The organism is Peribacillus deserti, assembly GCF_002863585.1.
Classification (GTDB): domain Bacteria; phylum Bacillota; class Bacilli; order Bacillales; family DSM-1321; genus Paraperibacillus; species Paraperibacillus deserti_A.
Window position 1 is genome coordinate 14,134 of the sequence record NZ_PGUY01000065.1, and the last position, 22,903, is coordinate 37,036.

At 39.2% G+C, this 22,903-nt stretch carries 19 protein-coding genes, 4 pseudogenes and 1 other annotated feature; of the genes and pseudogenes, 19 read left to right on the forward strand and 4 right to left on the reverse strand.

The window, feature by feature from the left end; all coding sequences use genetic code 11:
- Positions 1 to 54: 54 nt before the first annotated feature.
- The 9 genes and pseudogenes from CUU66_RS20135 (at position 55) to CUU66_RS20185 (ending at position 8,881) form a co-directional block, all read left to right on the forward strand.
- Positions 55 to 1,749, forward strand: a complete 1,695-nt coding sequence (locus CUU66_RS20135) for a glutamine--tRNA ligase/YqeY domain fusion protein (protein WP_180955372.1) — start codon at positions 55 to 57, stop codon at positions 1,747 to 1,749.
- A 482-nt stretch (positions 1,750 to 2,231) separates the two neighbouring features.
- Positions 2,232 to 2,669, forward strand: a complete 438-nt coding sequence (locus CUU66_RS20145; RefSeq protein ID WP_101645197.1) for an NUDIX hydrolase — start codon at positions 2,232 to 2,234, stop codon at positions 2,667 to 2,669.
- 149 nt (positions 2,670 to 2,818) lie between these two features.
- On the forward strand, positions 2,819 to 3,256 hold the full coding sequence (locus tag CUU66_RS20150) for an SRPBCC family protein (RefSeq protein WP_101645198.1): 438 nt from the start codon (positions 2,819 to 2,821) through the stop codon (positions 3,254 to 3,256).
- Positions 3,257 to 3,558: 302 nt separating this feature from the next.
- Positions 3,559 to 3,756, forward strand: a pseudogene (locus tag CUU66_RS20155) (STAS domain-containing protein); the annotation flags it as partial.
- A 138-nt stretch (positions 3,757 to 3,894) separates the two neighbouring features.
- Positions 3,895 to 4,147 (forward strand) — a binding site (T-box leader).
- Positions 4,148 to 4,739: 592 nt separating this feature from the next.
- The gene (locus tag CUU66_RS20165; RefSeq protein WP_101645201.1) at positions 4,740 to 5,324 is read left to right on the forward strand and encodes a GNAT family N-acetyltransferase; all 585 of its coding nucleotides are present in this window, start codon (positions 4,740 to 4,742) and stop codon (positions 5,322 to 5,324) included.
- A 362-nt stretch (positions 5,325 to 5,686) separates the two neighbouring features.
- Positions 5,687 to 6,013 (forward strand): annotated as a pseudogene (locus tag CUU66_RS20170) (antibiotic biosynthesis monooxygenase family protein).
- 350 nt (positions 6,014 to 6,363) lie between these two features.
- On the forward strand, positions 6,364 to 7,383 hold the full coding sequence (locus CUU66_RS20175; RefSeq protein WP_101645202.1) for an STAS domain-containing protein: 1,020 nt from the start codon (positions 6,364 to 6,366) through the stop codon (positions 7,381 to 7,383).
- Positions 7,384 to 8,009: 626 nt separating this feature from the next.
- Positions 8,010 to 8,363: pseudogene (locus CUU66_RS20180) on the forward strand (VOC family protein).
- A gap of 23 nt (positions 8,364 to 8,386) precedes the next feature.
- Positions 8,387 to 8,881: a GNAT family N-acetyltransferase gene (locus tag CUU66_RS20185; RefSeq protein ID WP_257968080.1), complete on the forward strand. Its 495-nt coding sequence runs from the start codon at positions 8,387 to 8,389 to the stop codon at positions 8,879 to 8,881.
- Between the two features lie 126 nt (positions 8,882 to 9,007).
- Here CUU66_RS20185 and CUU66_RS20190 read toward each other — a convergent pair whose 3' ends face one another.
- Complete coding sequence (locus CUU66_RS20190) at positions 9,008 to 9,634, reverse strand: FMN-dependent NADH-azoreductase (protein WP_101645203.1); 627 nt, start codon at positions 9,632 to 9,634, stop codon at positions 9,008 to 9,010.
- A gap of 646 nt (positions 9,635 to 10,280) precedes the next feature.
- On the opposite strand from CUU66_RS20190, the gene CUU66_RS20195 reads away from it, so the two are divergent.
- From CUU66_RS20195 to CUU66_RS20220, 6 genes and pseudogenes are all read left to right on the forward strand, one after another.
- Positions 10,281 to 10,706 (forward strand): MarR family winged helix-turn-helix transcriptional regulator, encoded by a 426-nt coding sequence (locus CUU66_RS20195; RefSeq protein ID WP_101645204.1) that lies wholly within the window; start codon positions 10,281 to 10,283, stop codon positions 10,704 to 10,706.
- A gap of 279 nt (positions 10,707 to 10,985) precedes the next feature.
- A pseudogene (locus CUU66_RS20200) lies at positions 10,986 to 12,451 on the forward strand (aldehyde dehydrogenase family protein).
- Positions 12,452 to 12,665: 214 nt separating this feature from the next.
- Positions 12,666 to 13,868: an MFS transporter gene (locus tag CUU66_RS20205; RefSeq protein ID WP_101645205.1), complete on the forward strand. Its 1,203-nt coding sequence runs from the start codon at positions 12,666 to 12,668 to the stop codon at positions 13,866 to 13,868.
- A gap of 1,793 nt (positions 13,869 to 15,661) precedes the next feature.
- The gene (locus tag CUU66_RS20210; protein ID WP_101645206.1) at positions 15,662 to 16,063 is read left to right on the forward strand and encodes a MerR family transcriptional regulator; all 402 of its coding nucleotides are present in this window, start codon (positions 15,662 to 15,664) and stop codon (positions 16,061 to 16,063) included.
- A gap of 49 nt (positions 16,064 to 16,112) precedes the next feature.
- The gene (gene glnA / locus CUU66_RS20215; RefSeq protein WP_101645207.1) at positions 16,113 to 17,447 is read left to right on the forward strand and encodes a type I glutamate--ammonia ligase; all 1,335 of its coding nucleotides are present in this window, start codon (positions 16,113 to 16,115) and stop codon (positions 17,445 to 17,447) included.
- A 419-nt stretch (positions 17,448 to 17,866) separates the two neighbouring features.
- Positions 17,867 to 18,154 (forward strand): hypothetical protein, encoded by a 288-nt coding sequence (locus CUU66_RS20220; RefSeq protein WP_101645208.1) that lies wholly within the window; start codon positions 17,867 to 17,869, stop codon positions 18,152 to 18,154.
- 563 nt (positions 18,155 to 18,717) lie between these two features.
- On the opposite strand, the gene CUU66_RS20225 is transcribed toward CUU66_RS20220, so the two are convergent.
- Both CUU66_RS20225 and CUU66_RS20230 read right to left on the reverse strand, forming a co-directional pair.
- Positions 18,718 to 18,903, reverse strand: coding sequence for a hypothetical protein (locus CUU66_RS20225; RefSeq protein ID WP_101645209.1), 186 nt, complete (start codon positions 18,901 to 18,903; stop codon positions 18,718 to 18,720).
- A 171-nt stretch (positions 18,904 to 19,074) separates the two neighbouring features.
- Complete coding sequence (locus tag CUU66_RS20230; protein WP_101645210.1) at positions 19,075 to 19,620, reverse strand: IseA DL-endopeptidase inhibitor family protein; 546 nt, start codon at positions 19,618 to 19,620, stop codon at positions 19,075 to 19,077.
- Positions 19,621 to 20,290: 670 nt separating this feature from the next.
- On the opposite strand from CUU66_RS20230, the gene CUU66_RS25495 reads away from it, so the two are divergent.
- A complete protein-coding gene (locus tag CUU66_RS25495) occupies positions 20,291 to 20,611 on the forward strand; it encodes a DJ-1/PfpI family protein (RefSeq protein ID WP_101645211.1) in 321 nt (106 codons plus the stop codon).
- A gap of 63 nt (positions 20,612 to 20,674) precedes the next feature.
- Here CUU66_RS25495 and lexA read toward each other — a convergent pair whose 3' ends face one another.
- On the reverse strand, positions 20,675 to 21,298 hold the full coding sequence (gene lexA, locus CUU66_RS20240) for a transcriptional repressor LexA (RefSeq protein ID WP_101645212.1): 624 nt from the start codon (positions 21,296 to 21,298) through the stop codon (positions 20,675 to 20,677).
- Positions 21,299 to 21,450: 152 nt separating this feature from the next.
- Here lexA and yneA point away from each other — a divergent pair, with 152 nt between their 5' ends.
- The 3 genes from yneA (at position 21,451) to CUU66_RS20255 (ending at position 22,745) form a co-directional block, all read left to right on the forward strand.
- The gene (gene yneA, locus CUU66_RS20245; RefSeq protein WP_101645213.1) at positions 21,451 to 21,753 is read left to right on the forward strand and encodes a cell division suppressor protein YneA; all 303 of its coding nucleotides are present in this window, start codon (positions 21,451 to 21,453) and stop codon (positions 21,751 to 21,753) included.
- A 36-nt stretch (positions 21,754 to 21,789) separates the two neighbouring features.
- Positions 21,790 to 22,434, forward strand: a complete 645-nt coding sequence (locus tag CUU66_RS20250) for a YneB family resolvase-like protein (protein ID WP_101645214.1) — start codon at positions 21,790 to 21,792, stop codon at positions 22,432 to 22,434.
- 74 nt (positions 22,435 to 22,508) lie between these two features.
- Complete coding sequence (locus tag CUU66_RS20255; RefSeq protein WP_101645215.1) at positions 22,509 to 22,745, forward strand: DUF896 domain-containing protein; 237 nt, start codon at positions 22,509 to 22,511, stop codon at positions 22,743 to 22,745.
- Positions 22,746 to 22,903 lie beyond the last annotated feature (158 nt).

The following is a 22,903-nucleotide window of genomic DNA, read 5'->3' on the forward strand; positions in this document are numbered from 1 at the left end:
TGGGATTTTTTTATTGCATCGGAAAAAAATTCAAAAAAATAATGGGAGGGATCTATGTTGTTGAGCAATGAGGATAAAAACAGGCTTAGTGATGGCTTTCTTGATCTGCTGACTGAAAATGATTTTAATAAGGGGACTTTTCAGAGGCCTATTTGTACCCGGTTTCCGCCAGAGCCAAATGGCTATCTACATATTGGCAGTGCGTATGCAATTCATATAAACTATACAGCCGCAAAGAAGTATGATGGGCATTTTAACCTCCGCTTTGATGATACGAACCCTTTGAAAGAAGATATAGAGTATGTAAATTCCATTATTGAAGATATCCATTGGTTAGGCTACACTCCTGGCGGCAGGATATTCTTTGGGTCTGACTACTCACGCGAGATATATGATGCAGCAGCGGCTTTAATAAGAAGGGGAAAAGCGTATGTTTGTGACTTATCACCGGAAGAAATAGCCTCATATAGAGGTACATTAACCGAACCAGGTATTAATAGTCCTTACCGGAATAGGACGGCTGATGAAAATCTGGATCTATTTTCAAGAATGAAAGATGGTGATTTCCCAACAGCTTCAAGGGTGTTACGTGCGAAGATCGATATGGCATCCCCAAATATGAACTTAAGAGACCCAGTCTTATACAGGATCATCCATGCTGAGCATTACAGAACAGGACATGACTGGTGTGTCTATCCTATGTATGATTTTGCCCACCCGATACAAGATGCGATTGAAGGAGTTACACATTCTCTTTGCTCCATAGAATTTAAGGACCACCGGCCTCTCTATGAATGGGTTCTAACTCAATTGGAGATTACTGAAGCACCCAAACAAAGAGAATTCGGGAGAGTAAATGTAACAGGTGTCATCACAAGTAAGAGATACTTACGGGAATTAGTGTCAGGTCATGTAGTTGAAGGGTGGGATGACCCGAGGCTGCCTACCATACGCGGACTAAGAAGAAGGGGATTTACCCCTGAGAGCATTAGGGATTTTGTTCATCAAATCGGTTTCGTAAGACACCAAAGTACTGTTGACTATAGCTTGCTTGAAAATTCCCTGCGGAACGATCTAAAAACAAAAGCAAAAAATGTAATGGCTGTACTGCATCCTTTAAAAGTAACGATAACGAACTATGAGGAAGGAAAGACAGAACTATTACCCATTGAAAATAACTCCGAAAACCCAGAATTAGGAAGCAGAAAAGTCCCTTTTTCAAGAGTCATTTATATAGAGAAAGAGGATTTTATGGAGGTTCCGGCTAAGGGATTCAAGCGATTGTCCCTGCATTCCGAAGTCCGGTTGAAGGGTGCGTATTTTATAAGGTGCAATGAGGTCGTTAAAAATGAGGCTGGTGAAGTAATTGAACTGAAATGTACATATGATATAAACACAAAGAGTGGAACAGGTTTTACAGGAAGGAAGGTAAAGGGAACCATCCATTGGGTTTCCGCCCGGCATTGTAGAAAAGCAGAGGTACGCTTATTTAATCCGTTATTAAAAGAGCCTGATTCAGATGTAGATGGTGAAATCCCCTGGGGAGAAAGAATCAATCCTCTGTCCAAAATTGTGATTCAAAATTGCTTCATAGAAGACTCTATCAAAAACGATAGCTGGGATAATCATTTTCAATTTATACGGCATGGATATTTTTGTTTAGACAGGGATTCTTCAGAAGAATCCTATATTTTCAACCGAACAGTACCATTGAAGGATTCCTGGAAAGGAAAGAGTAAAAACAAATAAGACGCACTAAAAGTCACATTTGAACCTCCATTTACAATATTGGGGTTCTTTTTTTTCTGAGGAAACTCAATAAGAATCTTACGCTAAATAAACCTTCCGTAATGAAATATTTACCAGTAAAATAGTTAATGCGACAATAAAAAGAGAGGGGCGCAGCTATGAAACCAACTTCGGCTAAAGAAGAAGCTATTAGATGGGATCGATTTGCAGATACATACTCAGCAAATCACAGGGAACAAGGAGATATTCATAAAGAGTATTATTGAAACCTGCGCTGCTTACTCTGATGGGAAGTGTAAGACATAAAAGAGTCTTGGATGCAGGAGGAGAAAAATAAACCGGTGGATTAGAATGCTTAGCCGGGTGTTTTATTGATATTTGTAAAGCATGTGTTCCAAAAGTCTTTGGGCTGTACTCTTAAAGGGAAGAGTATTGAATATTGAAGGCTGCTTTCGAAAGAAATGAACTAAGGGGGAAATCTAATGTTTGTAGTGAATGTAGAAGGAGCCATATATAATGATGGAAAATGGCTGCTAATATTACGAAGCAAAAAAGAAGAACATGCGGGTGGGACTCTATCTCTTGTCGGCGGGAAGGTAGATCAAGAAGGAAACTCTACGGATATTTTAGAGAGGACACTTAAACGCGAAATATATGAAGAAGTGGGGGTCGAAGTAACGGATCTTGTGTACGTTAACAGTACCACTTTTGTTACGGATTATGGAGCACATGTAGTAGATATAGTTTTCCTATGTAAACACCTTTCAGGTGAGGCGTTTGCAAAGAGTATGGATGAGGTTGACGATGTCTACTGGTTAACCACGGATGAAATAATAGAGGATACCAACCTGCCTAGTTATGTGAGAAATAGCATAAGACTTGCTGATAAGGTGAGAATCAAACAAACTGATTCTGCATGATTCTATATAAAATCGTTTGATTTAGTAATGATATAATTAAGGGGATTAACATTCTCTAAAGGTCCAATCACGGAAAGATGCAGGACCCATTTAAGGTGATTAGAGGTATAGTTCGAATTATCAATTACATGATAAAGGGATGAATCGTTATGGATAATATAACCCGTTTTCAAATTATGAAGCCAGCTAAGGAAGTTTATGAAGCCTTTGTCGATCCTGCAAAAATCGGCAATTTTTGGTTCTCCTCAAGTTCTGCCAGATGGGAAAAAGGTAAGACCATTACAGTCACTTATGAAGAATATAATGCTCAGGCTGATTTGGAAATAGTAGATCTTGAAAGAAATAAGAAAATTGTCTTCAGATGGGGAGCAAATGGAGAAGGGCATATTGTGACGATTAGTCTGGCAGAGCTAGATGATGCAAGTACCATCATTGAGATCATAGAAGAAGGATTTCAAGGTTCGGATGATGAGTCAATATTGCAAATTTTAGACAATAAAGAGGGCTGGGTATTTATGCTGAGCTGTTTAAAGGCTTATTTGGAGTTTGGTGTTACCACCTTGAGAGGTGGATTAGTAAAGGAATAAGCGGATTAACATCTATTTAAATGTGAGATAGTACATAAGCAGCAGCGGTCGGATAGAATGATAGTTACACAAACATGCATTCTAAGGAGACCTGTAGTTACTTTAATGAAAATTCACATGGTGAATAACCTATTTCTTGAACTGGTCATTAATGGCTGGTTTTTTTATTAATATGGGGATCAAAGTGTTCTTTATGAAAACAGAATATTAAATATTGATGGGCGCAGCAGGTGCTATTGAGGTTTTTTTTACATGGATGACAATAAAAACGGGGGTAATTCCGCCAACTATTAGATTTCTCTGGAATTGTCAAGATGGATACAGTTGTAGCAAACCATATATTAAACGTATACCGAGTACTGCATCTGCTGGGAATACGTGTTATTTTTACCGGGATACGTCCAGACATTGCCGCTGCAGCTGTACAGATTGGAGTCAGTTTTTCAGCAATTGAATCCTATTCAAATGTTAAAATAGCATTTGAAACTATAAGAAGTTAACAAGGACCATCCGTACAAACCTATTTCAAACTTGTGACAGTACTGGCCATAAACATCCGTATTTATCAAATTGTAAAACAGGAAATCATTGACAAGATAACAAGGTGTAATTTAATATATAGAAAATTCCAATTAATGGTTAAAGCGATGAAGAGAAGAGTAATTAAGCATGTATTATACAAAGAGAGCTCCGGTAGGTGAAAAGGAGCAATAGTCGGCTTAATGAAAAAAGTCTCGGAGTATCTTACTAAGCTAATGTAATATTAGGGATTGTAAGACGGGTTATCCCGTTATAGAGATAGGGTATGTATGTTTATACCCATAGAGGCTGATATGGTGACGTATCAGCAAACTGAGGTGGTACCGCGAAGACACAGCTCTCGCCCTCAAGATCGATGCATCTTGGGGAGAGGGCTTTTATTATTTTCTGTTTTCGTAAACTATGTTGCTGTTGAACAAGAGGTTGATTTCCGCTTCAGGATGCTCGCTTTCCGCGGGGCGGGCGGTGAGCCTCCTCGTCTTCGCCTGCGGGGTCTCACCTGATCTAAAAGCGGAGGACGGTGCTTTTCAAGATAAGATCCATCCAAAAGCTGAGTGATGATCATTTTAAGTAGAGGCAAAACGCTAAAAGAAAAGCAGACACCTGACAGGCATAAGACGAGCGGCAGTAAAAGGCCGATTTTGCCTTTTAATGGCGATTGGCTAGACCCGCGGTGTCAGTCCGGAGCTGGACAATACCCGCTGCTCCAGCAGGAGTCTCGCACCTTACGCTCCAATCAACCTATTTAACAATGGGGTGATGTAACAAAAATTATTAAAAAACAACAATCTTTTTGAATAGAGCCTTATTATTACTAAAATAAGGGCTGTATTATATTTCATTGTTGATTTTTGCAAACGAGTGGATTGAACGGATATACAGAGCTGCAATCAGCTAGAACAATTAACAAAGCCAAATTAAAAGGTAACGGAAGGTGAAGGTTGTGTCTCAAAATCCCTTATTAATAGAAATTCCGACGAATTTTGAAACAGAAAGATTACTCCTTAGAGCTCCAAGGCTACATGGAGACGGAGCGACTGTTAACAAAGCAATCAGGGCGTCTTATCATGAATTAAAAAAGTGGCTGCCTTTTGCACAGACTCTTCCTGAGATTGAAGAGACGGAAATCAATTTAAGGGAGGCTCACATCAACTTTTTAAAAAGAGAAAGCCTGCGCTTTCTGATCTTTCATAAAGAGACACAGAACTTCATTGGTTCAACAGGTTTTCACAATATTGACTGGGACATTCCTAAGTGTGAAATAGGATACTGGCTTGATACAAGGCATAGCGGCAAAGGATATATGACGGAAGCGATTAAGGAATTAACCCGATTTGCCATGAATCAACTCAAATGTAAACGGGTAGAAATCCGGTGTGAATCTGAAAACCTAAAAAGCAGGTCTATCCCAGAAAAATTAGGATATACCTTAGAAGGAATCCTTAGGAATGATGACTTGTCCGCAGACAAAAAAAAGCTGACAGACACTTGCATATATGCCATCACTGATAGTGATATGCGAGATTAGCAGCAGCCGGCAAGAAGGAAGTTCATTCTACTTGCTGAACGATTTTATTGAAGGGGTCGGCTGTCATCAGATGAGTGTGGTACAGGTTCCTGCCTGACTTCAGCGTTAGCATTGGGCCGTTAAAAAGAATTGCAAGAAAAGAATTGAATCAGAAGAAAAGAATTGTAACGTATACGATCGTGCTAACAAGGAAATAGGGTGCCACAGCACAATTCGTTTTAAAATCGCGTTTCATTTGCGTATCGTGTTGATTGGGTGAAGTAAGGGTGAACAGAATCCCATCACAGGGCGATCCCGCATAAGATTAGTTTTTTAGATTCATCTTGCAGCCGAGCTAAGTTAAATGGGGAGAGTGAATGAAATTGAGTGGAATAACAAAAACTCCGGCACCGCCCTACTATGCTGTGATCTTTGCCTCCCAAAGGACCCTTGGTGACAAAGGGTATGGGAAAATGGCTGAAACAATGGTGGAGCTGGCATTTCAGCAAAAGGGTTTTTTAGGGGTAGAGAGTGCACGGGATGAGGGGCTTGGGATTACGGTTTCATATTGGGAAAGCTTAGAGGCCATTAAGAGCTGGAAAGAACATTCCCTCCATAAAGTGGCGCAGGAATGAGGGAAAAAGGAATGGTATAGGAATTTTGCACTGAGAATATGCAAAGTAGAAAGAGACAGCTTTTTCGAACTTTAGCTGACGCGTTACAGACTGGACACCCATGTAAAACCGCGGCTAACTCTTTTGAAATTAATGCTTCACCATAATGTTGTATTGCATCATTAGGCTTAGCTCATTATTAATACCTCAATAAAGGGGAATGTGATGGAACAGGCCTGAGTTAGATAAAGGTGTACTATACCCCATTCGGACCAGACTCCAATATAAGTTGCATTTTGGACAAACAGCCTTCTAAGCTATAGAATAAGGAATGTTACGTAAATATACCCTAGAATTTACCGCGTGTGCTGAAAGGATTGCACTATTTAAACTAATGGGAGTGATTCGTATATCATTTTATTCTACTAAAAAAGGAGATTATAGTATTGGATTCACGTTCAGAAATTAACGTAGGCGGCTTGTCTTTTAAATGGGAATTAGAAAAAGGCAGATTTCTTTTTGAAGAACAGGATTCGGTTTTATTTTGGATATCATCCGCTATGAGGTCATTCTTTGATACCATCGAAGAGATTTCAGGTGAGGAAGCCTCTAGTCTGGTATTTGAAGCGACCGGATTTCGCCAGGGATTATTGGTAGGGGAATACTTCGAGCAGATGAAGGAAGTAAGCATTGCTGAAGCGGCAGAAATGATTACCAACACCTATGCTTCTGCAGGCTGGGGCCGTACTGTTATAAGAAGTTTAAACATCAAAAACAAAACCCTTACCGCTCTTATCAAAGATAGCTGGGAATATAAGATTAATGTGGCGCAAGGAAAGAAAACGGGTGGAAACTTTCTTCCGGCACATTACGCAGGCATATTCTCAGGACTTTTCGGCGAAAACATGTGGTACAAAGTGAATCATTATCAGATAGAAGGAAATGAATATACGGAAATTGAATATTTTCCTTCTTCCATTACGGTATCCAAGAACATTCATGAATTATCAAGAAGAAAAGAGTCTGAACAAATTCAGCAATTAGAGAAGGTTGTTCAAGAAAAAACAAAAGAATTACAAGATCTCGTCAAGGAACTGTCTTCACCTATTATCCCTGTCCTTGAAGGGATTGTGGTGGTTCCATTACTGGGAAAATACGATGAGGAACGTTCAGAGGAACTCGTGGTCAGAACGCTGAAAAACTTGCCTTCATATAAAGCTAATTATCTGATATTGGATTTAACAGGTTTAAATAAGGATATCAGCAATCATACAGCAAGTCTTCTTGAAAAAATCGGCTCTGCTGCATCACTGATCGGTACTGAAACGATTCTGGTTGGAATATCATCTGAATTGAGCATACTTATTTCTCAGTCTTCCATTAACTTATCTAAGTTTGACTGTTTTCAGACGTTACAGCATGGTATTTTATTTGCCATGGCGCAGATGGGAAGAAAGATTATATAACCTTTAAAGACGTTCGATTGGAAAACTGGAATAGTGGACTTGTTTTTCTGAAAGGACATTGATCGGGTTAAGCTGCCTTATACTAAGGGCAGCTTTCTTTTTTGAAATGGCTATGTTAAAGGTCATTGTTGATTTTTGCACGATGTTGATTGGAACGGATATGCGAGACTCCTGCGGGAAAAGTGGGTATTGTCCAGCTCCGGACTGACACCTTCGGTCATAAGCCAATCGCCATCAAAAGGCAAAAGCGGCCTTTTTCTGTCGCTCATCTTATGCCTGGCTAACGCATAAGGGCGACTAAGCTTCTGTCTTCACTGTCGCTTGCCAATCAGCAAGTCTTCTTTATCAGGTGTCTGACTTTCTCTTAGATGTGGCTTTTAACCAGACTCTTCACCACAGTTCTTATAAAAGAACTACCTTGAAAGTCACCGTCCTGCGCCTTTCTATCAAGGGAGACCCCACAGGCGTCAACGACGAGGAGGCTCCCGGACCGCCCCTAAGGTCCGCGAGTGCCTGCTAGCTGCAATCAACAGCCATGTTTAACAGAGCTTTTGGAATAAGAAGAAGGATTGTCAAAAATAAAAGCGAATATTTTTATAGTGTTTTATATCTTGGAGGTGAATGCTTTGACCAGTCCTATTCTAAATCAAATCGGTACGGTGTTTATTCCAGTAAGCAATATTGAACAGGCAAGAAAATGGTATTGTGAGCTGTTAGGTCTTTAGCCAATTGGCGATATCCAGTTTGGTCACATTTATGTCATGCCTATGACTGGAACGGGAATTGTCCTCGACAGCAAAATATATTCAAAAGAAAATATATTAAAAACTCCTTTATTTCATTTCAACACGGGAGATATTGAACAATCCTATGAATATATGAAGGAAAAGAAAGTGGATATACTTACAGAAATTGAATATGGCCACTATTTTAATTTCAGAGATCCAGATGGTAATCACTTGATGATCTGCCAATGTTGATTGCTTTATAAGGGGGGGATAATTTGCCTGTTATTCATACGGAACGGTTGCTGATGATTACCCTTACAGTAGAAATGATTGTAGCTGTATTAAAAGGGAAAGAAGAAATGGAACGTGTGATTCCCTATAGAACATCAGAAGAATGGCCTTTAGATGTTTATAAGCAATTTTTTCCTTATAAGATTGAGAGATTTACTAAATATCCTCACGAAAACACCTGGGAAGGGATGATCATACATAAAAACCAACAATTGGTGATAGGGGATATGGGCTTTAAGGGAGGGCCTGATAAAGACCAGATCATTCATCTAGGTTATAGCATTGTTCCCGGTTTTCGAGGCCATGGTTTTGCGACTGAGATGGGTAAAGCCATCATAGAGTGGGGGTTATCCCAGCCCAATGTCAAAGAAGCAGTGGCCACGTGTAATACAGACAATGAAGCGTCAAAACGGGTTTTGGAGAAAATCGGTTTTAAGGTGTTTAAGAATACGAGGGAAAAGATTCATTGGCACTATTAAAGCTGAGATGCAGGCAATCGTGATTTCCATAACCGCAGGATTTGGACCGCCGGCTTTATAGTATACTGCATTCAAAAAAAGAGAGCTGCAAGGTAATAGATGCAGCTCTCTTCTTATATTTAAGGATTAAAACGAATTTGCAGCAGTCGCAGCTTGTTTTAGTCCTTCTTCAATAATTGTTTCTGAACGATCCGGGAATTGATTATGTCCTTCAATAACGATTGTTGTAGTATCTGTTACTCCCCAGAAGCCTAACACGGCGTTAACATAATTCAATGACATCTCTACACTCTGGGCAGGACCTTCTGAGTAAACTCCGCCTCGTGCATTCAATAAGGCGATTTTTTTATCCGTTACTAAACCAACCGGACCCTCTGCTGTATAACGGAACGTCTTGCCTGCTTGTCCAAGATAATCTAAGTATGTATGCAGTACAGCAGGAACCGTGAAGTTCCAAAGCGGGAACGCAAATACAACTTTATCCGCTTCCAGGAATTGATCTAAATACGAATTAACTGTGTTTGTAGCAGCTTGTTCTTCAGTATTTAACTCCATACCTTTTGATAATTTGAACATTCCATTGATATGATCAATACCATAGTATGGCAGATTTTCTTTGAATAAATCCAACTCAACGATCGTATCATCTGGATGAGATTCTTTATAACTTTCAAGGAAAGTATGGTAAAGCTTAACGCTTACTGCTTGCTCGATAGGTCTTGAATTAGCCTTGATAAATAAAACTTTAGACATGCTGATCTTTACCTCCATGTTGAGATGTTGTTGTAGCAACTATTATAGTTGTTTATATATTTTTTGTATTAGAAACCTTGCTGATAGTTGCTATAGATACTAATACGTTTCAAGTATAATCATGTAAAAATATCCTGTCAACAAAATGTTTAGCTGGTAAAAATGAAAGGGAGGTCGAAACGAGAAGCGTCCAGCTGCGGAAGTACATAGTTTTCCTTTGGATAAGTGAAGCAGTAAATATTGGACTGGAATCAGTTTTATTATGAATCTAACCGTCTTTTATGGCCGCGGCCAAACCAGCCAACTGCTCAATATAAACATCAATTCCATATGATATTCTCCTCATATAATGATCCCTGAAGAAGACGGTTGATCAGATATATGGATTAGTTTGACAAATGATATTTTATTTACATATAATTCATTATGTCCAGCTGTGAACTGACATCTTTGGTCATAAGCAAATCTCCGTCAAAAGGCAGGACTGGCCTTTCGGTGCTGATTTTCTTTTACCTTACCGGTGTCTCTCTTTCAAGAAAGACTCAAAGGGTTTAATGGCAGAGTTTAATATCCTGTCTGTAATGAGTAGATTTTGGAAAAGCATGTTCTCCACTTTTTTGGACAGCAGCTTTTGGAGGTGAGTCCATTGAAATTATCTTGGGGAGATTATATAAGCATAGCTATCCATCAAACCGATCTGACATTAACAAGTTATATTAAAAATAAATTAGCTCCTTTTAATCTAGCCCCTGAACAAAATTTGATTTTAATGCTTCTCTGGGAACGTGATGGCTTAGCTCAAAATGATATCGCTGAAAAACTGGATAAAGATAAAACCAATATTGCTCGTATGGTCTTGAATTTGGAGAAGAAGGGTTTTATAAAAAGAACCATCAGCCAGTACGACCGGCGGTCATTAATTGTGAAACTTACTCAAGAAGGAAAGGCACTGGGGGATAAAATCATTCCGCTTACAGAAGAATTCAATCAGCTGGTCACCAAGGGAATTACTGAAAAAGAAATTGAGGAATTAGGGAGAATCCTTACAAAGATGCGGATGAATGTCCAATAAACAGTAAGGATTTTTAGGGGTATTAATTTACGAGGCATTAAAGTTGCTATAACAACCATTGTGTTATAGGATTTAAATGTGGGCGACATCCATTTATATTTCGGTGAATAGACTACTTGGGGGAATTTGATGGCAAATAAAATGATCCTGTTTGATTTTATATACTCACATCTGTTCTAAGTTGCAGTAGTTTAACTAATAGTTGATATAGCAACATTGTTAATTCAACATATACACTAAGATAAGCACTAATTGCTTTTAAAAAAGGGGAGTTTTTTTATGGTCAATTTTAAAGATTATACAAAACAATATATCAATGGTGAATGGATTGAAGGAACTGGAGGAAAGACCATTGACGTCCAAAACCCATTTGATCGTTCAACTCTTTATTCTGTAAAACAGTTACCATTGAAGATATAGATAAAGCGATGACCACTGCGCAAGCGGCGCAAAAAGAGTGGGCTAAAACTACTCCCGAAGAAAGAAAGAAAGTAATCCGCAAAGTAATAGCTTACCTGGAAGCACATAAAGAAGAAATTATAGACATTTACACTTCTGAAACAGGGGGGACCATCCTTTCTGCTAATATAGCTCTCCAAATCACATTTGAAGAATTAGAGGAAGCCATTAAATTCGCTGATGAAGTGAATATCGTTAAAGAAGTGCCTGGAATGATTGAAGGAAAAGAAAATCATGTATACCGGGTACCACTGGGAGTCATTACTTCTATTTCTCCTTTCAATTTCCCATTGAATCTGTCAGTACGTACTATCGCCCCTGCCATTGCTTTGGGCAATGCCGTGGTTCATAAACCAGATGTGGCTACAGGGATTACAGGCGGTGTTATTCTGACAAAAGCATTTGAGGAAGCAGGACTTCCTGCGGGTGTGCTAAACTTGCTGCTAACAGATCCAAAAACAGATGGAACAGGCGACTACCTGCTTGAACACCCGATTCCTAGATTTATTTCGTTTACAGGATCCACTGCAGTGGGACGTCATGTAGGGGAAATTGCCGGAAGAAACTTAAAAAAAGTGGCACTGGAACTTGGTGGAAACAATCCGTTCATTGTACTGTCAGATGCTGACGTTGACCGCGCAGTGGATGCAGCTATATTTGGGAAATTCGTTCACCAGGGACAAATCTGCATGATAACAAACCGTATTATTGTACACAAAGACATAGCAGATGAATTCACAGCTAAATTTGTAGAAAGAGCAAAAGCACTTCCTTTTGGTGATCCAAAAGATCCTTCTACTGTAATTGGTCCGCTTATAAATGAAAGACAGTTGGAAAAGGCGCAGGCAATTATTGAAAATGCTAAAAAAGCTGGTGTAAAGCTTGCTCTTGAAGGAGAGCGCGTGGGCAACGTGTTAACACCATACGTATTTACAGACGTGAAAAATGACTCGGAGCTTGCACAGACTGAAGTATTTTCACCGGTTGCAATGATCATTCCTGTTGGCAGTGACGAGGAAGCCATTAAAATTGCTTCAGAAACAGAATATGGTCTTTCCTCTGCCCTCTTTACCCAAAACTTAGAGAAAGCTGAACAATTTGCACTGCAAATTGACAGCGGTGTAACTCATATCAATGATCAAACTGTAAATGCACAGCCTGATATCCCTTTTGGCGGTAATAAAGCTTCAGGTGTCGGCCGATTTGGCAACCCTTGGCTTATTGAAGAATTTACAACAACAAAATGGGTATCTGTTCAGAAGAAATATCGTGAATTCCCTTTTTAATAATCCAATCATTATAGGATAAAATGGCGTAGTGTTTATTCACCAGTTGAATATACAAAGCTATAATGGCCCTCCATCCTTGGAGGGCTTTTATTTCGGTTTTCACATAATTTCGTAACTGTGAGAAATACTTGACGAATTGGAGATTCAGCTATTAAATAGTAAAGTCAATCATTTTCATGAAAAGTAATAATAATAGAAAGTTGAGTGTGTCGTGGCAAAACCAAAGCTTTGGACAAAGGAATTTTTGAGTATTTCCTTTGCCAGTTTCTTTATTTTTCTTATTTTTTATATGCTGACTGTTACCCTTCCTATTTATATAACAGATGAGTTACACGGAAGCGGTAAGAATATTGGCATCATTATACCCATCTTTGTAGTGTCGGCGATCATATTCCGTCCGTTTTCAGGAATATGGCTAGATACCATTGGACAGAAAAAAACGTTATTCATAGGTGTAGTGATCTTTTTAATGGGAGCCTTTCTTTATTTTCCCGCAAAATCTATGGCTTTAATGCTGATTGTGAGGGTCATCCATGGCATTGGATTCGGGATGGCAACCACGGCGACGGGAGCAATTGCTGCTCATATCATACCAAAGGAGCGGCGGGGAGAAGGAATGGGATACTATGCCACATTTATGAATCTGGCCATGGTTATTGGTCCATTTCTGGGACTTACGATCATTGGAGCATCAGGATATGAGACCCTGTTTGTATTCAGTGCCATTTTTTCAGTATTGGCTGTCGTTTGTACATTAATGCTGAAGCTGCCCCAGCCTAATAGACATAAAGCGGTTGAAGATTCTATGAAAAAAACGATTAGATTATCGGACTTCTTCGAGGGAAAGACCCTTCCAATCGCACTCGTTGCTTTTGCATTATCATTTGTATATTCAGGGGTTCTATCTTTTATATCCGTTTACGCCAGAGAATTGAATCTAGTCACTGCAGCCAGCTTTTTCTTCGTGATCTATGCTGCTTTTCTATTAATTTCACGTCCATTTACAGGTAGATGGTTTGATGCGTACGGAGAAAATTTTGTCATTTATCCTTGTATTATCTTATTTGGACTGGGTGTGTGGGTTCTAAGCCAGGTCTCATCTAGCTTTATGCTATTGCTCGCCGGTGCATTGATTGGAATGGGGTTTGGAACGCTTGTTTCTTGTTTCCAGACGATTGCCGTTCATTCTTCTCCTGCAAGCAGAAAGGGAATTGCCACCGCTACATTTTTTGTAGTATTTGATTCTGGTTTCGCTGCCGGCTCATTTGTATTGGGGATTATAGCAACGTACACTGGCTATTCAGCCATCTTTACTATTGGGTCAATAATAGTATTATTTTCACTGGGCTTATACTACCTACTTCATGGAAGGAAAGCCAAAGGAATCATGAACAATATAGAGTCTTCTATATAAATGGACTTACATGTAAATAACTTTTGATGAGTAGATAGACCTGGCTAGGTCGACAGGCTGTCGAGAAAGTCTCGGCGGCCATTCTTATGTTCTTTATGAAGCGGATTGCTGTCATTGAATGAGGATTCTTGCTCAGCAATCAGCATATTTTATCAAGGGAAAGCATAAAGGCAGCTGGATAAGCATAAAGCACCATACATAAGCATGGCATAGTAAGAGATAAGCATACATGAGGTGAACTTCAGCATAAAGCCTAAATATTTAAGCGTAAACTGTCAGAACATAAGCATATATCCTATAAAGTTAATCATAAACCATTGCTGCATCATATTACCTCCTTTCCATTTAGTAAAAACCGCTTCTATAAACGGTATGTTCTTAAAAGTTGCGAGCTGAATTTATAGAATAGGAATCAAAAGTATATTACAGCCGCCAGAAAAAGCGGCTTTTCACTAAAAAATAGCCCTTATTCCATGGATTTGCAGTCGTGCGGAATCAATGAAGTTCAAAGGGGAGTAGAATACACTAAACCGCAAAGGAGTAATTGTACGTTTTTTATTTTCATTAAAGGAGCCGCTGCAACTGTCCATATAACCATGAAACAGTGCAAATGATGGACTCCCGTTCTAAAACCAGTACCACGAATATTTTCCCCAACGTGCTGAGGGCCTTCTAGGTCCTTTTTATTATCCCTGAGACCTCTATACGCATTTGGACCCGAGAAACAACGGTTTGCAGGATTAATAGATAATACAGACAATGCCAAGATTATCTTTGATCTCTTAAACACCAACTATCACAGCGGGAAAGACAAATAAAGTGAACAGCCGAGTATAGCATAAGCTTTACTCGGCTGTTTTATATACGAAAGAGCGTTCACTTGCAGTTGTTTTTCCTTTATAATTTCTAATATGTCATCCAGTACCTTCACGGAAGGATAACCTTGGTTTGGCTTCCCGAGGGCCACATTCTCTGTGTTGCTTTGAATCGTATTTAGGATGGTGACAAGGTGGATGGCCGATGATGTGCAGCTAACCTATATTTTTTAAGGATCTTGTGAGTCCATTATTCAGATTATTTTTCCGAAATTTGATTTCAGGGACACTTGGTGATTTTTACCCAGTATGAAAGCAGATTGTCCACGCAATTCGCCTTCTTTTTTTGATGTTCCGTATTCCTCAGCGTTTCATCCCCGCATTGCCGCAGCCAATAATTCTATGGGGATTTCAAACTCCTATTTCGTAATCAGTGATTCCTCTTTAAAAATATGAAGCTAGCAGGGAATCCGTTATGAATAGCTTTTCCAGCTTCCCATTTGCGGCGTACTGTTACTAGGCCACTGTGTCGGATAATGTTCTTCAAGAATCCTTACCACCAAATTACCGAATTTGCAGCAGCTGCCGTGGGATATACCATAATCATACTCTCAATTTCATTCAGAGCTTTTCAATAAATTAAAAACTCATTAGAAACATTGATACAAGACCAGTTCCATAAAGATCTTAATGTTAACAACGTTATTACACACTCAGGAAAGAAAATTGAAAGTGCAGTTGAACTAATTAATTGTCCGCTGTTCTGGCTGGCTTTTAGAATAAATGACCCCAATTTTTTAAATAATAAGCAAATAGGTTTATAGTAAGAGAAGGATAAGATGATGAGAGGATTCTAAGTGAAAAGGTGAAGGTAAAAAATTTATGTATTTTTCATGTAAGAAAAGCTAACATTTGTTTGACATGTTTGCTAACAATGAATATAATAAAACCAGAATCATCATAAAGGAGGATAAACAGGTGAGCGGCAGCCAGCTAAGACGTTCTTTGCCTATATTTTCAATCGGATCTGTAATGCAATTGACGGAGTTGTCAGCGCGCCAAATCCGATATTATGAAGAGCATGAACTCATTACCCCTCAAAGGACAGAGGGGAACCGCCGGTTATTTTCTTTAAACGACATTGACCGGCTGCTCGAAATTAAAGAATTGCTGGAGCAGGGAGTAAACCTTGCCGGCATAAAGAAGCTGATGGAAGTTAAAGAACAAAACACAGCGATTGAAGCGGTTAAGCAAGAGGAAAAGCCAAGACGTGATCTTTCGGAGAAGGAGCTTAGAAATCTCCTCAGGTCTGAATTATTGCAGGCGGGGAAGTATAAGTCTTCTCTTCGTCAAGGAGACATGTCCCGGTTTTTCCATTAATAATAAAATGCTTATGTAAAAAACAGAATTTGGGGAGGAAATAAAAAGCATGGCAAAGTACACTCGCGAAGATGTAGAGCGTTTAGCTAAAGAGGAAAATGTAAAATACATTCGCCTTCAATTCACTGATATCCTGGGCACAATTAAGAACGTGGAAATCCCAGTAAGCCAGTTAGGAAAAGCGCTGGACAACAAAATGATGTTCGATGGTTCTTCTATCGAAGGATTTGTACGCATTGAAGAATCTGATATGTACTTATTTCCGGACCTGGACACATGGGTAGTCTTCCCTTGGACATCCGAAAAAGGAAAGGTTGCTCGTTTAATCTGTGACATATATAATCCAGACGGCACTCCGTTTGAAGGAGATCCGCGCGCTAACTTAAAACGAATCCTTGGTGAAATGAAAGAGCTTGGCTTCACTAATTTCAACGTTGGGCCTGAGCCGGAATTCTTCTTATTTAAATTAGATGAAAAAGGCGAACCGACTCTTGAATTAAATGATAAAGGCGGATATTTTGACCTTGCTCCTACAGATCTTGGTGAAAACTGCCGTCGTGATATCGTACTTGAGCTTGAAGAAATGGGATTTGAAATCGAAGCTTCCCACCACGAAGTAGCACCAGGGCAGCATGAAATTGACTTTAAATATGCAGATGCTATTACAGCTTGTGATAACATCCAGACTTTTAAACTAGTCGTTAAAACAATCGCACGTAAGCACGGCCTGCATGCTACATTCATGCCAAAGCCATTGTTCGGAGTGAATGGTTCAGGCATGCATTGTAACGTATCTCTTTTCAATGGAAAAGAAAATGTATTCTATGATACTGGCGTTGATCTTGAATTAAGTGAAACAGCACGCCAATTCATTGCAGGTATCATTAAGCATGCAACTAACTTTACTGCCGTTACTAATCCGACTGTTAACTCTTATAAACGCTTAGTTCCTGGCTATGAAGCTCCTTGCTATGTAGCTTGGTCTGCAAGAAACCGCAGCCCGCTTGTCCGTATTCCAGCTTCCCGCGGATTAAGTACACGTGTAGAAGTGCGCAGCGTTGACCCTGCAGCAAATCCATACCTTGCGATGGCTGTTCTTCTAAGTGCTGGATTGGACGGAATTAAAAATAATTTAACTCCTCCAGCTCCAGTTAACCGCAATATTTATGTTATGGATAAAGAAGAACGCTTAGAGGAAGGCATTATCGATCTTCCTGCTACACTTTTTGCGGCGTTAGAAGCCTTAAAATCTGATGAAGTAATCAAAGCAGCTCTAGGTGAGCACTTACTTGAGCACTTCATTGAAGCAAAAGAAATTGAATGGGATATGTTCCGCACACAAGTTCATCCTTGGGAACGCGAACAATATATGTCCATGTATTAAGATAGAGGACCCTCGACACTCTCTTCGTGTTGGGGGTTTTTTTAAAATTGTATGGTAAATGTAGGCTTGGCTGGGAAAGCGATAGAAACGCCTGGACAGACAACGTAATGTTTACCATCTCCTATTGTATAACAAGAAAATTGTGGAGAGATCAGGCAGCAAGTATGTACTTATCCGTAGAAGGATTACGAGATGTCATCACCTATGGATACTCCCAAGCATTCTATTTGTAGAGTGGCTATTTTAAAGTGCTCTAAATTAATGCATCCATTTATGTTATGGGTGTCTTTTTATTGAAGAGGGTTTGTGTGTACAATGGTAAAAATGGTTGCGAGTATATATTTTAAATAATGAATTTGAATAATGTGTTTATTTTGAGGGCAGAATCGTGATATCTATTTAAGAATGGAGTTTTACATATGTACACGATCTCTAACCCTGATGTAAAACGAAGAAGCGATTTAATTGTTTACCATGTCCAAACAAATGAAAGCATACATCTTTCAGATAAGTCCTGTTACGATATCGTCAGCAACTTGGCCGGTGTGGTCGAAAAAATGGAACGGCAGCTAAGGCGATATAGGGAAGAAAACCATGCATTACGATGGAACGAGCTGAATATTTACCTAAAAAGGCATAAGCCTGCTGGTTACGAGGAAACCCTCAAACTCATGGCGCGGCTAGACAATAAAGAAAGTATCAGATAAATGAGTTTCTTGGCGGGATTGCATGCACGGTTATGTCCTTCCTAAGTGTATCAAGGGCGGATCTCTACTATTTTAGTGAGGTTTAGTCCTTCATCAGCGTTATGAAGGACTTTTATCTAATATTTTTCTGAGGTTTAGTCCTTCATCAGCGTTATGAAGGACGTTTCATTAATATTTTACCTGGATTTAGTCCTTCATCAGTGTTATGAAGGACGTTTCATTAATATTTTTCTGAGGTTTAGTCCTTCATCAGCGTTATGAAGGACGTTTCATTAATATTTTACCTGGATTTAGTCCTTCATCAGTGTTATGAAGGACGTTTCATTAATATTTTACCTGGATTTAGTCCTTCATCAGTGTTATGAAGGACGTTTCTCTACTACTTTACCTGTGTTTAGTCCTTCATCACTGTTATGAAGGCCATATCTCTAATACTGTAACTGAGTTTAACCCTTCATCATTGGTAAGGGCAGCCTTTCAGTTTCAGTTAAATGTCTTGCTGAAATTCACCATATATCTGCTTTCACCTTCCAACGGTTAAAGGTAAAAACAAAAACCCCGTCTTAATCAAGAGGGGAGATTGTAGTGATGGATATATTCTGGCTAAGTACGCCTTCTACTTTGGTAATTTGTTTCTTGCCGCGCTTTACAATTTCATACTCATCTTCAACAGAGTTAACTATAATGCTGTTCCGGATATCTTCTGTTCCGTGCTTTTGGACGAAATAGTCTACTCTAAATTGTTTCATTTGTTCTCCTTTTTGAGCTTTATTTTGTAATGTCCTACCTCCATAATATTCCTTTACGCTTAGCATATCAAATAATGTGTATTTTTATGCACACACTACCCAGGTCTCTGGCTAGTCAGTAATAAGAAAATGCCGGGGAAGATCACAACAAGTGATTTACCCCGGCGGTTTTTATTTTACAGCATCAAAGGCATTGATTTTCCAATGTCCATTTACTTTCACATAGGTTACCTTTACCTTTTCTGGCTTTTTGCTGACGGGTACGGGAACAGAAAACTCGTATTGCTTAACATCCGTTCTTTGATATATCAGTTTACCCTTAGCCTTACTCCATTCTAAAAGACTCCCGCCATCAGCATTTGGCTGTGCAATTTTCCCTTTGTATACGATGAATTTGTATTTGGTAAATCCTTTATCGATTGCATTGTTGGTGAATACTTCCCCTAGATACTGATACAGCTCTTTTTTAGTGTCAAATTCGCTGCATAGGAAACGATAATCGGTCCCTTTAAATTTCATGGTTTTAGATGTGCATGTCGAATTTTTAAGTTTAGGATTGTGCCCTGTCATGACATTCCAATAATGCTCTCTTGCACTTAAAGCCTGTTTCAACGCTTTATCGGCGGTCAGGCTTCCTGAAGCTGAATAAGCGGAGGCCCCCATGCTGAAGCTTAAAAATGCTGCTGCCGCCATTAAAAAGGTAAATAATTTTTTCATCCCATTTCCTCCTAACAAATATTCGTTTATACAAATCATTAGACGATGCTTCTTAGATAAAGTTTCATTTGTTTCAAAAAAATTTCAATTATTACAAAAACAGGAAAAAAATAAAGCGGATTCTTTCAGGCGATGAAAGGTCGAACCTTCGGCAGTAAATCACTGTCCGTCAAGTGGAAAATAGGGGATGACTTTATGGGGGAAGGCGTGATTGTTGTCTTCACTAAATTTGATGAAGGGGGGGTAGCTTAACGGGAGTCTGAGGAATTTGATGTGGAGGTTTCAATCACCATAGGAGAATTTTTCGTCCATTATGCTGGGGGCTGTCAGTCTGAGTAAATTGGTCAAATACGGATTGGCCTTTATGACTGATGAACAATTTTTGGAGGACTTGACTCTTATGTTGGAGAGCACAAAACCTATTTGTTTTTCAGGTTTTTAATAAACATAAAAGGAGGGAATTATTATTATGAAAAGGATATTGCTTCTGGTTTATGATTTGTTTGCTGAATTTGAAATTTCTATTCTTTTGACAGCTTTAAGCGGGACTGAGTATGAAAGTGATGGCGGATTACCGCGTAGATGAAATTGATCTAACCCGGTATACAGCACTTATCATTCCAGGAGGTTCTCCTATTAAAATCTTGCAGAATGCTTCCATAAAAAAGCTATACAAGGATTCTATCAGCGTAAAAAACTGATAGGGGCTATTTGTGGAGGTCCCGCACTTCTTGGAGCATCAGGAATTCTAAAAAAAGTAACTTACACAGCTTCTTTAACGGAGGCAGATAAAGATTACCAATTTGTAATGGACTGGGGTAATAAAGCGGATCACTTGCTGGTTGTTGATAAGAATGTAGTAACAGCTACCGGATCTAATTACATAGGATTTGCAGAAGAGGTATTGCGCCAGCTGAGCGTTTTCCCTCCGGAACTGAAAGATCCCTTGAAATATTTCGTGAGCCGTCATTACAGTAGTAGGTTAATTTAGAATAGTTACAATAAAAGCCCTTTCCGAACAAGGAAAAGGCTTTTTATATGAATCTATTAATTATTAATGAATTTGTCTATACAGCCCGATAACCTTGCCCAGAATGGTAACATTCTGCAGGATGATAGGCTCCATGGAGGAATTCTCTGGCTGAAGGCGGATATAGTCTTTTTCTTTGAAGAAACGTTTCACGGTGGCTTCATCTTCTTCTGTCATAGCAACAACGATATCGCTGTTGTTCGCTGTTTTCTGCTGGCGTACAATCACGTAGTCCCCATCCAATATTCCTGCCTCTATCATACTATCTCCCATTACTTCAAGCATGAAAACATGGTCATCATGCGGAACAAGATGTTCAGGTAAAGGGAAGTATTCTTCGATATTCTCAATCGCTGTAATCGGCAGACCAGCAGTAACCTTACCGAGAAGGGGAACATTCACAACATTGATCTTTGGAATGTGGGATTCCTCATCCATTTCCAAAATCTCGATTGCTCTCGGTTTTGTAGGGTCACGCCGGATTAGCCCTTTGCTTTCAAGTCTTGCTAAATGCCCATGAACAGTAGAACTGGAAGCGAGTCCCACAGCCTCCCCGATTTCGCGGACGCTTGGCGGATATCCTTTCAGCTTTACTTCATGCTTAATAAAATCTAATATATCAAGCTGTCTCTTTGAAAGTTTAGTCATTTTTTCACGCACCCTATCATAAAATGTTCTTGTCCTGATTATACCATGTAAGGAATTCTGATACAAACATAAGTTCGAATATTTTGTTTGACACAAAACAAGTGTTCGACTTATAATTTGGTTACATCGAACAAACATTCGGGAGGGTATTTATGAAAAACCTTTGGAAAAATCATACTTATACTATTTCATTCTTAGCCATTATTTTTGTTTTCTCTCTTGTTTTTTTACAAAAGTCTGAAGAAACATATAAATCTTCCACAGTTACTGTTGCTGAAGGAGATACGCTGTGGACCATTGCCGAAAGATACGAAACAAATGACCTTCCTATGGAAAAAATGATAAGCTGGATAGAAGAAAATAACAACATTAGTAATGGCGTAATCCGTGCGGGAGATGAAATAATGATTCCTTTCACCCTTGATGCGGGCAGCGGAAATCTGGCAAGTCAATAACCAGCTAAAGATACTACATAAAAAGGTCTGATTTAAATGAAAGCAATCATATACTGCCGGGTGAGTACTGAAAAGGCAGAACAGGAAACTTCGCTAATACGCCAGGAAAAAGAGCTGATGGCTCTTGCGGACAGGCTTGGTTTCCAAGTGATAAAAATCATCAGTGAAAAAGCGAGCGGATACGATTTGGACCGCGATGGAATATTCGAAATGCTTTCCTTTCTAAAAGATAAACAGGCTGACGCCGTTCTGATTCAGGATGAAACCAGGCTTGGGAGAGGAAATGCAAAAGTAGCCTTGCTGCATTGTCTTTTGAAAGAGGATGCGGTTCTATATTCGCTGACACATAATGGAGTAATGGAAGTTTCTGATTCCGATTCCATGGTCCTTCAGATTGTAGCAATTGTTGAGGAATATCAAAGGAAGATCCATAACCTCAAAATCAAAAGGGGTATGAAAGAGGCAGTAGAAAAAGGGTACAAGCCCCAAAAAAACCTTAAAAATCAAGGTAACCTAGGTGGACGGGAGCGAAAGGAAGTCCCAGTGGAAGAAATTATACGCTTGAGGGGGAATGGCTTAACCTATGAAGAAATCGCAGCTACCCTAAAAGGGTTTGGGTATAACATTTCAAGGGCAACAGTTCATAGGAGATTTTTAGAAGCGGTAAAAACCGGTGAATAGTTCAAATGGCTTGTTATTTTGGCCTTCTTTGTATACCATATCATCAAGGAACAAACAATGAAGGAGTCTGAATTATGCTTTCTAAAGAAAAACTCGCTAGAATCAATCAGCTTGCTAAAAAAGCCAAGCAGGAAGCTTTAACAACTGAAGAAGCGAAGGAACAATCTACACTGCGACGGGAATATCTCGAGACTTTCAGGGCATCTATGGCCAATACGCTAGAAAATGTGACCGTTATTGACCCAGAAGGAAATGATGTTACACCTGAAAAACTTAAACAGATTAAAGCAGATAAGAAAAATTTACACTAATCTTGTAAAATAGAGAAAGAAAAAGGATACAGGGCCGCATGTATTCTTTTTTTTTACATAAAATAGGTGCGGTGTCTTTTTGTTTGACTTACATTATGTTTCAGGTATTATTAGTTGTGTTTCTCCTATCTGAACTATAATATTAAACAATAAACAAT

Excerpts from the sequence above, each read along its gene's own strand:
- CUU66_RS20220 (WP_101645208.1), top strand. The coding sequence starts at position 17,867 with ATGTACACGATCTCTAACCCTGATGTAAAACGAAGAAGCGATTTAATT.
- CUU66_RS20150 (WP_101645198.1), top strand. The coding sequence starts at position 2,819 with ATGGATAATATAACCCGTTTTCAAATTATGAAGCCAGCTAAGGAAGTT.
- CUU66_RS20145 (WP_101645197.1), top strand. The coding sequence starts at position 2,232 with ATGTTTGTAGTGAATGTAGAAGGAGCCATATATAATGATGGAAAATGG.
- glnA (WP_101645207.1), top strand. The coding sequence starts at position 16,113 with ATGGCAAAGTACACTCGCGAAGATGTAGAGCGTTTAGCTAAAGAGGAA.
- lexA (WP_101645212.1), bottom strand. The coding sequence starts at position 21,298 with ATGACTAAACTTTCAAAGAGACAGCTTGATATATTAGATTTTATTAAG.
- CUU66_RS20255 (WP_101645215.1), top strand. The coding sequence starts at position 22,509 with ATGCTTTCTAAAGAAAAACTCGCTAGAATCAATCAGCTTGCTAAAAAA.
- CUU66_RS20135 (WP_180955372.1), top strand. The coding sequence starts at position 55 with ATGTTGTTGAGCAATGAGGATAAAAACAGGCTTAGTGATGGCTTTCTT.
- CUU66_RS20225 (WP_101645209.1), bottom strand. The coding sequence starts at position 18,903 with ATGAAACAATTTAGAGTAGACTATTTCGTCCAAAAGCACGGAACAGAA.
- yneA (WP_101645213.1), top strand. The coding sequence starts at position 21,451 with ATGAAAAACCTTTGGAAAAATCATACTTATACTATTTCATTCTTAGCC.
- CUU66_RS20230 (WP_101645210.1), bottom strand. The coding sequence starts at position 19,620 with ATGAAAAAATTATTTACCTTTTTAATGGCGGCAGCAGCATTTTTAAGC.
- CUU66_RS20190 (WP_101645203.1), bottom strand. The coding sequence starts at position 9,634 with ATGTCTAAAGTTTTATTTATCAAGGCTAATTCAAGACCTATCGAGCAA.
- CUU66_RS20250 (WP_101645214.1), top strand. The coding sequence starts at position 21,790 with ATGAAAGCAATCATATACTGCCGGGTGAGTACTGAAAAGGCAGAACAG.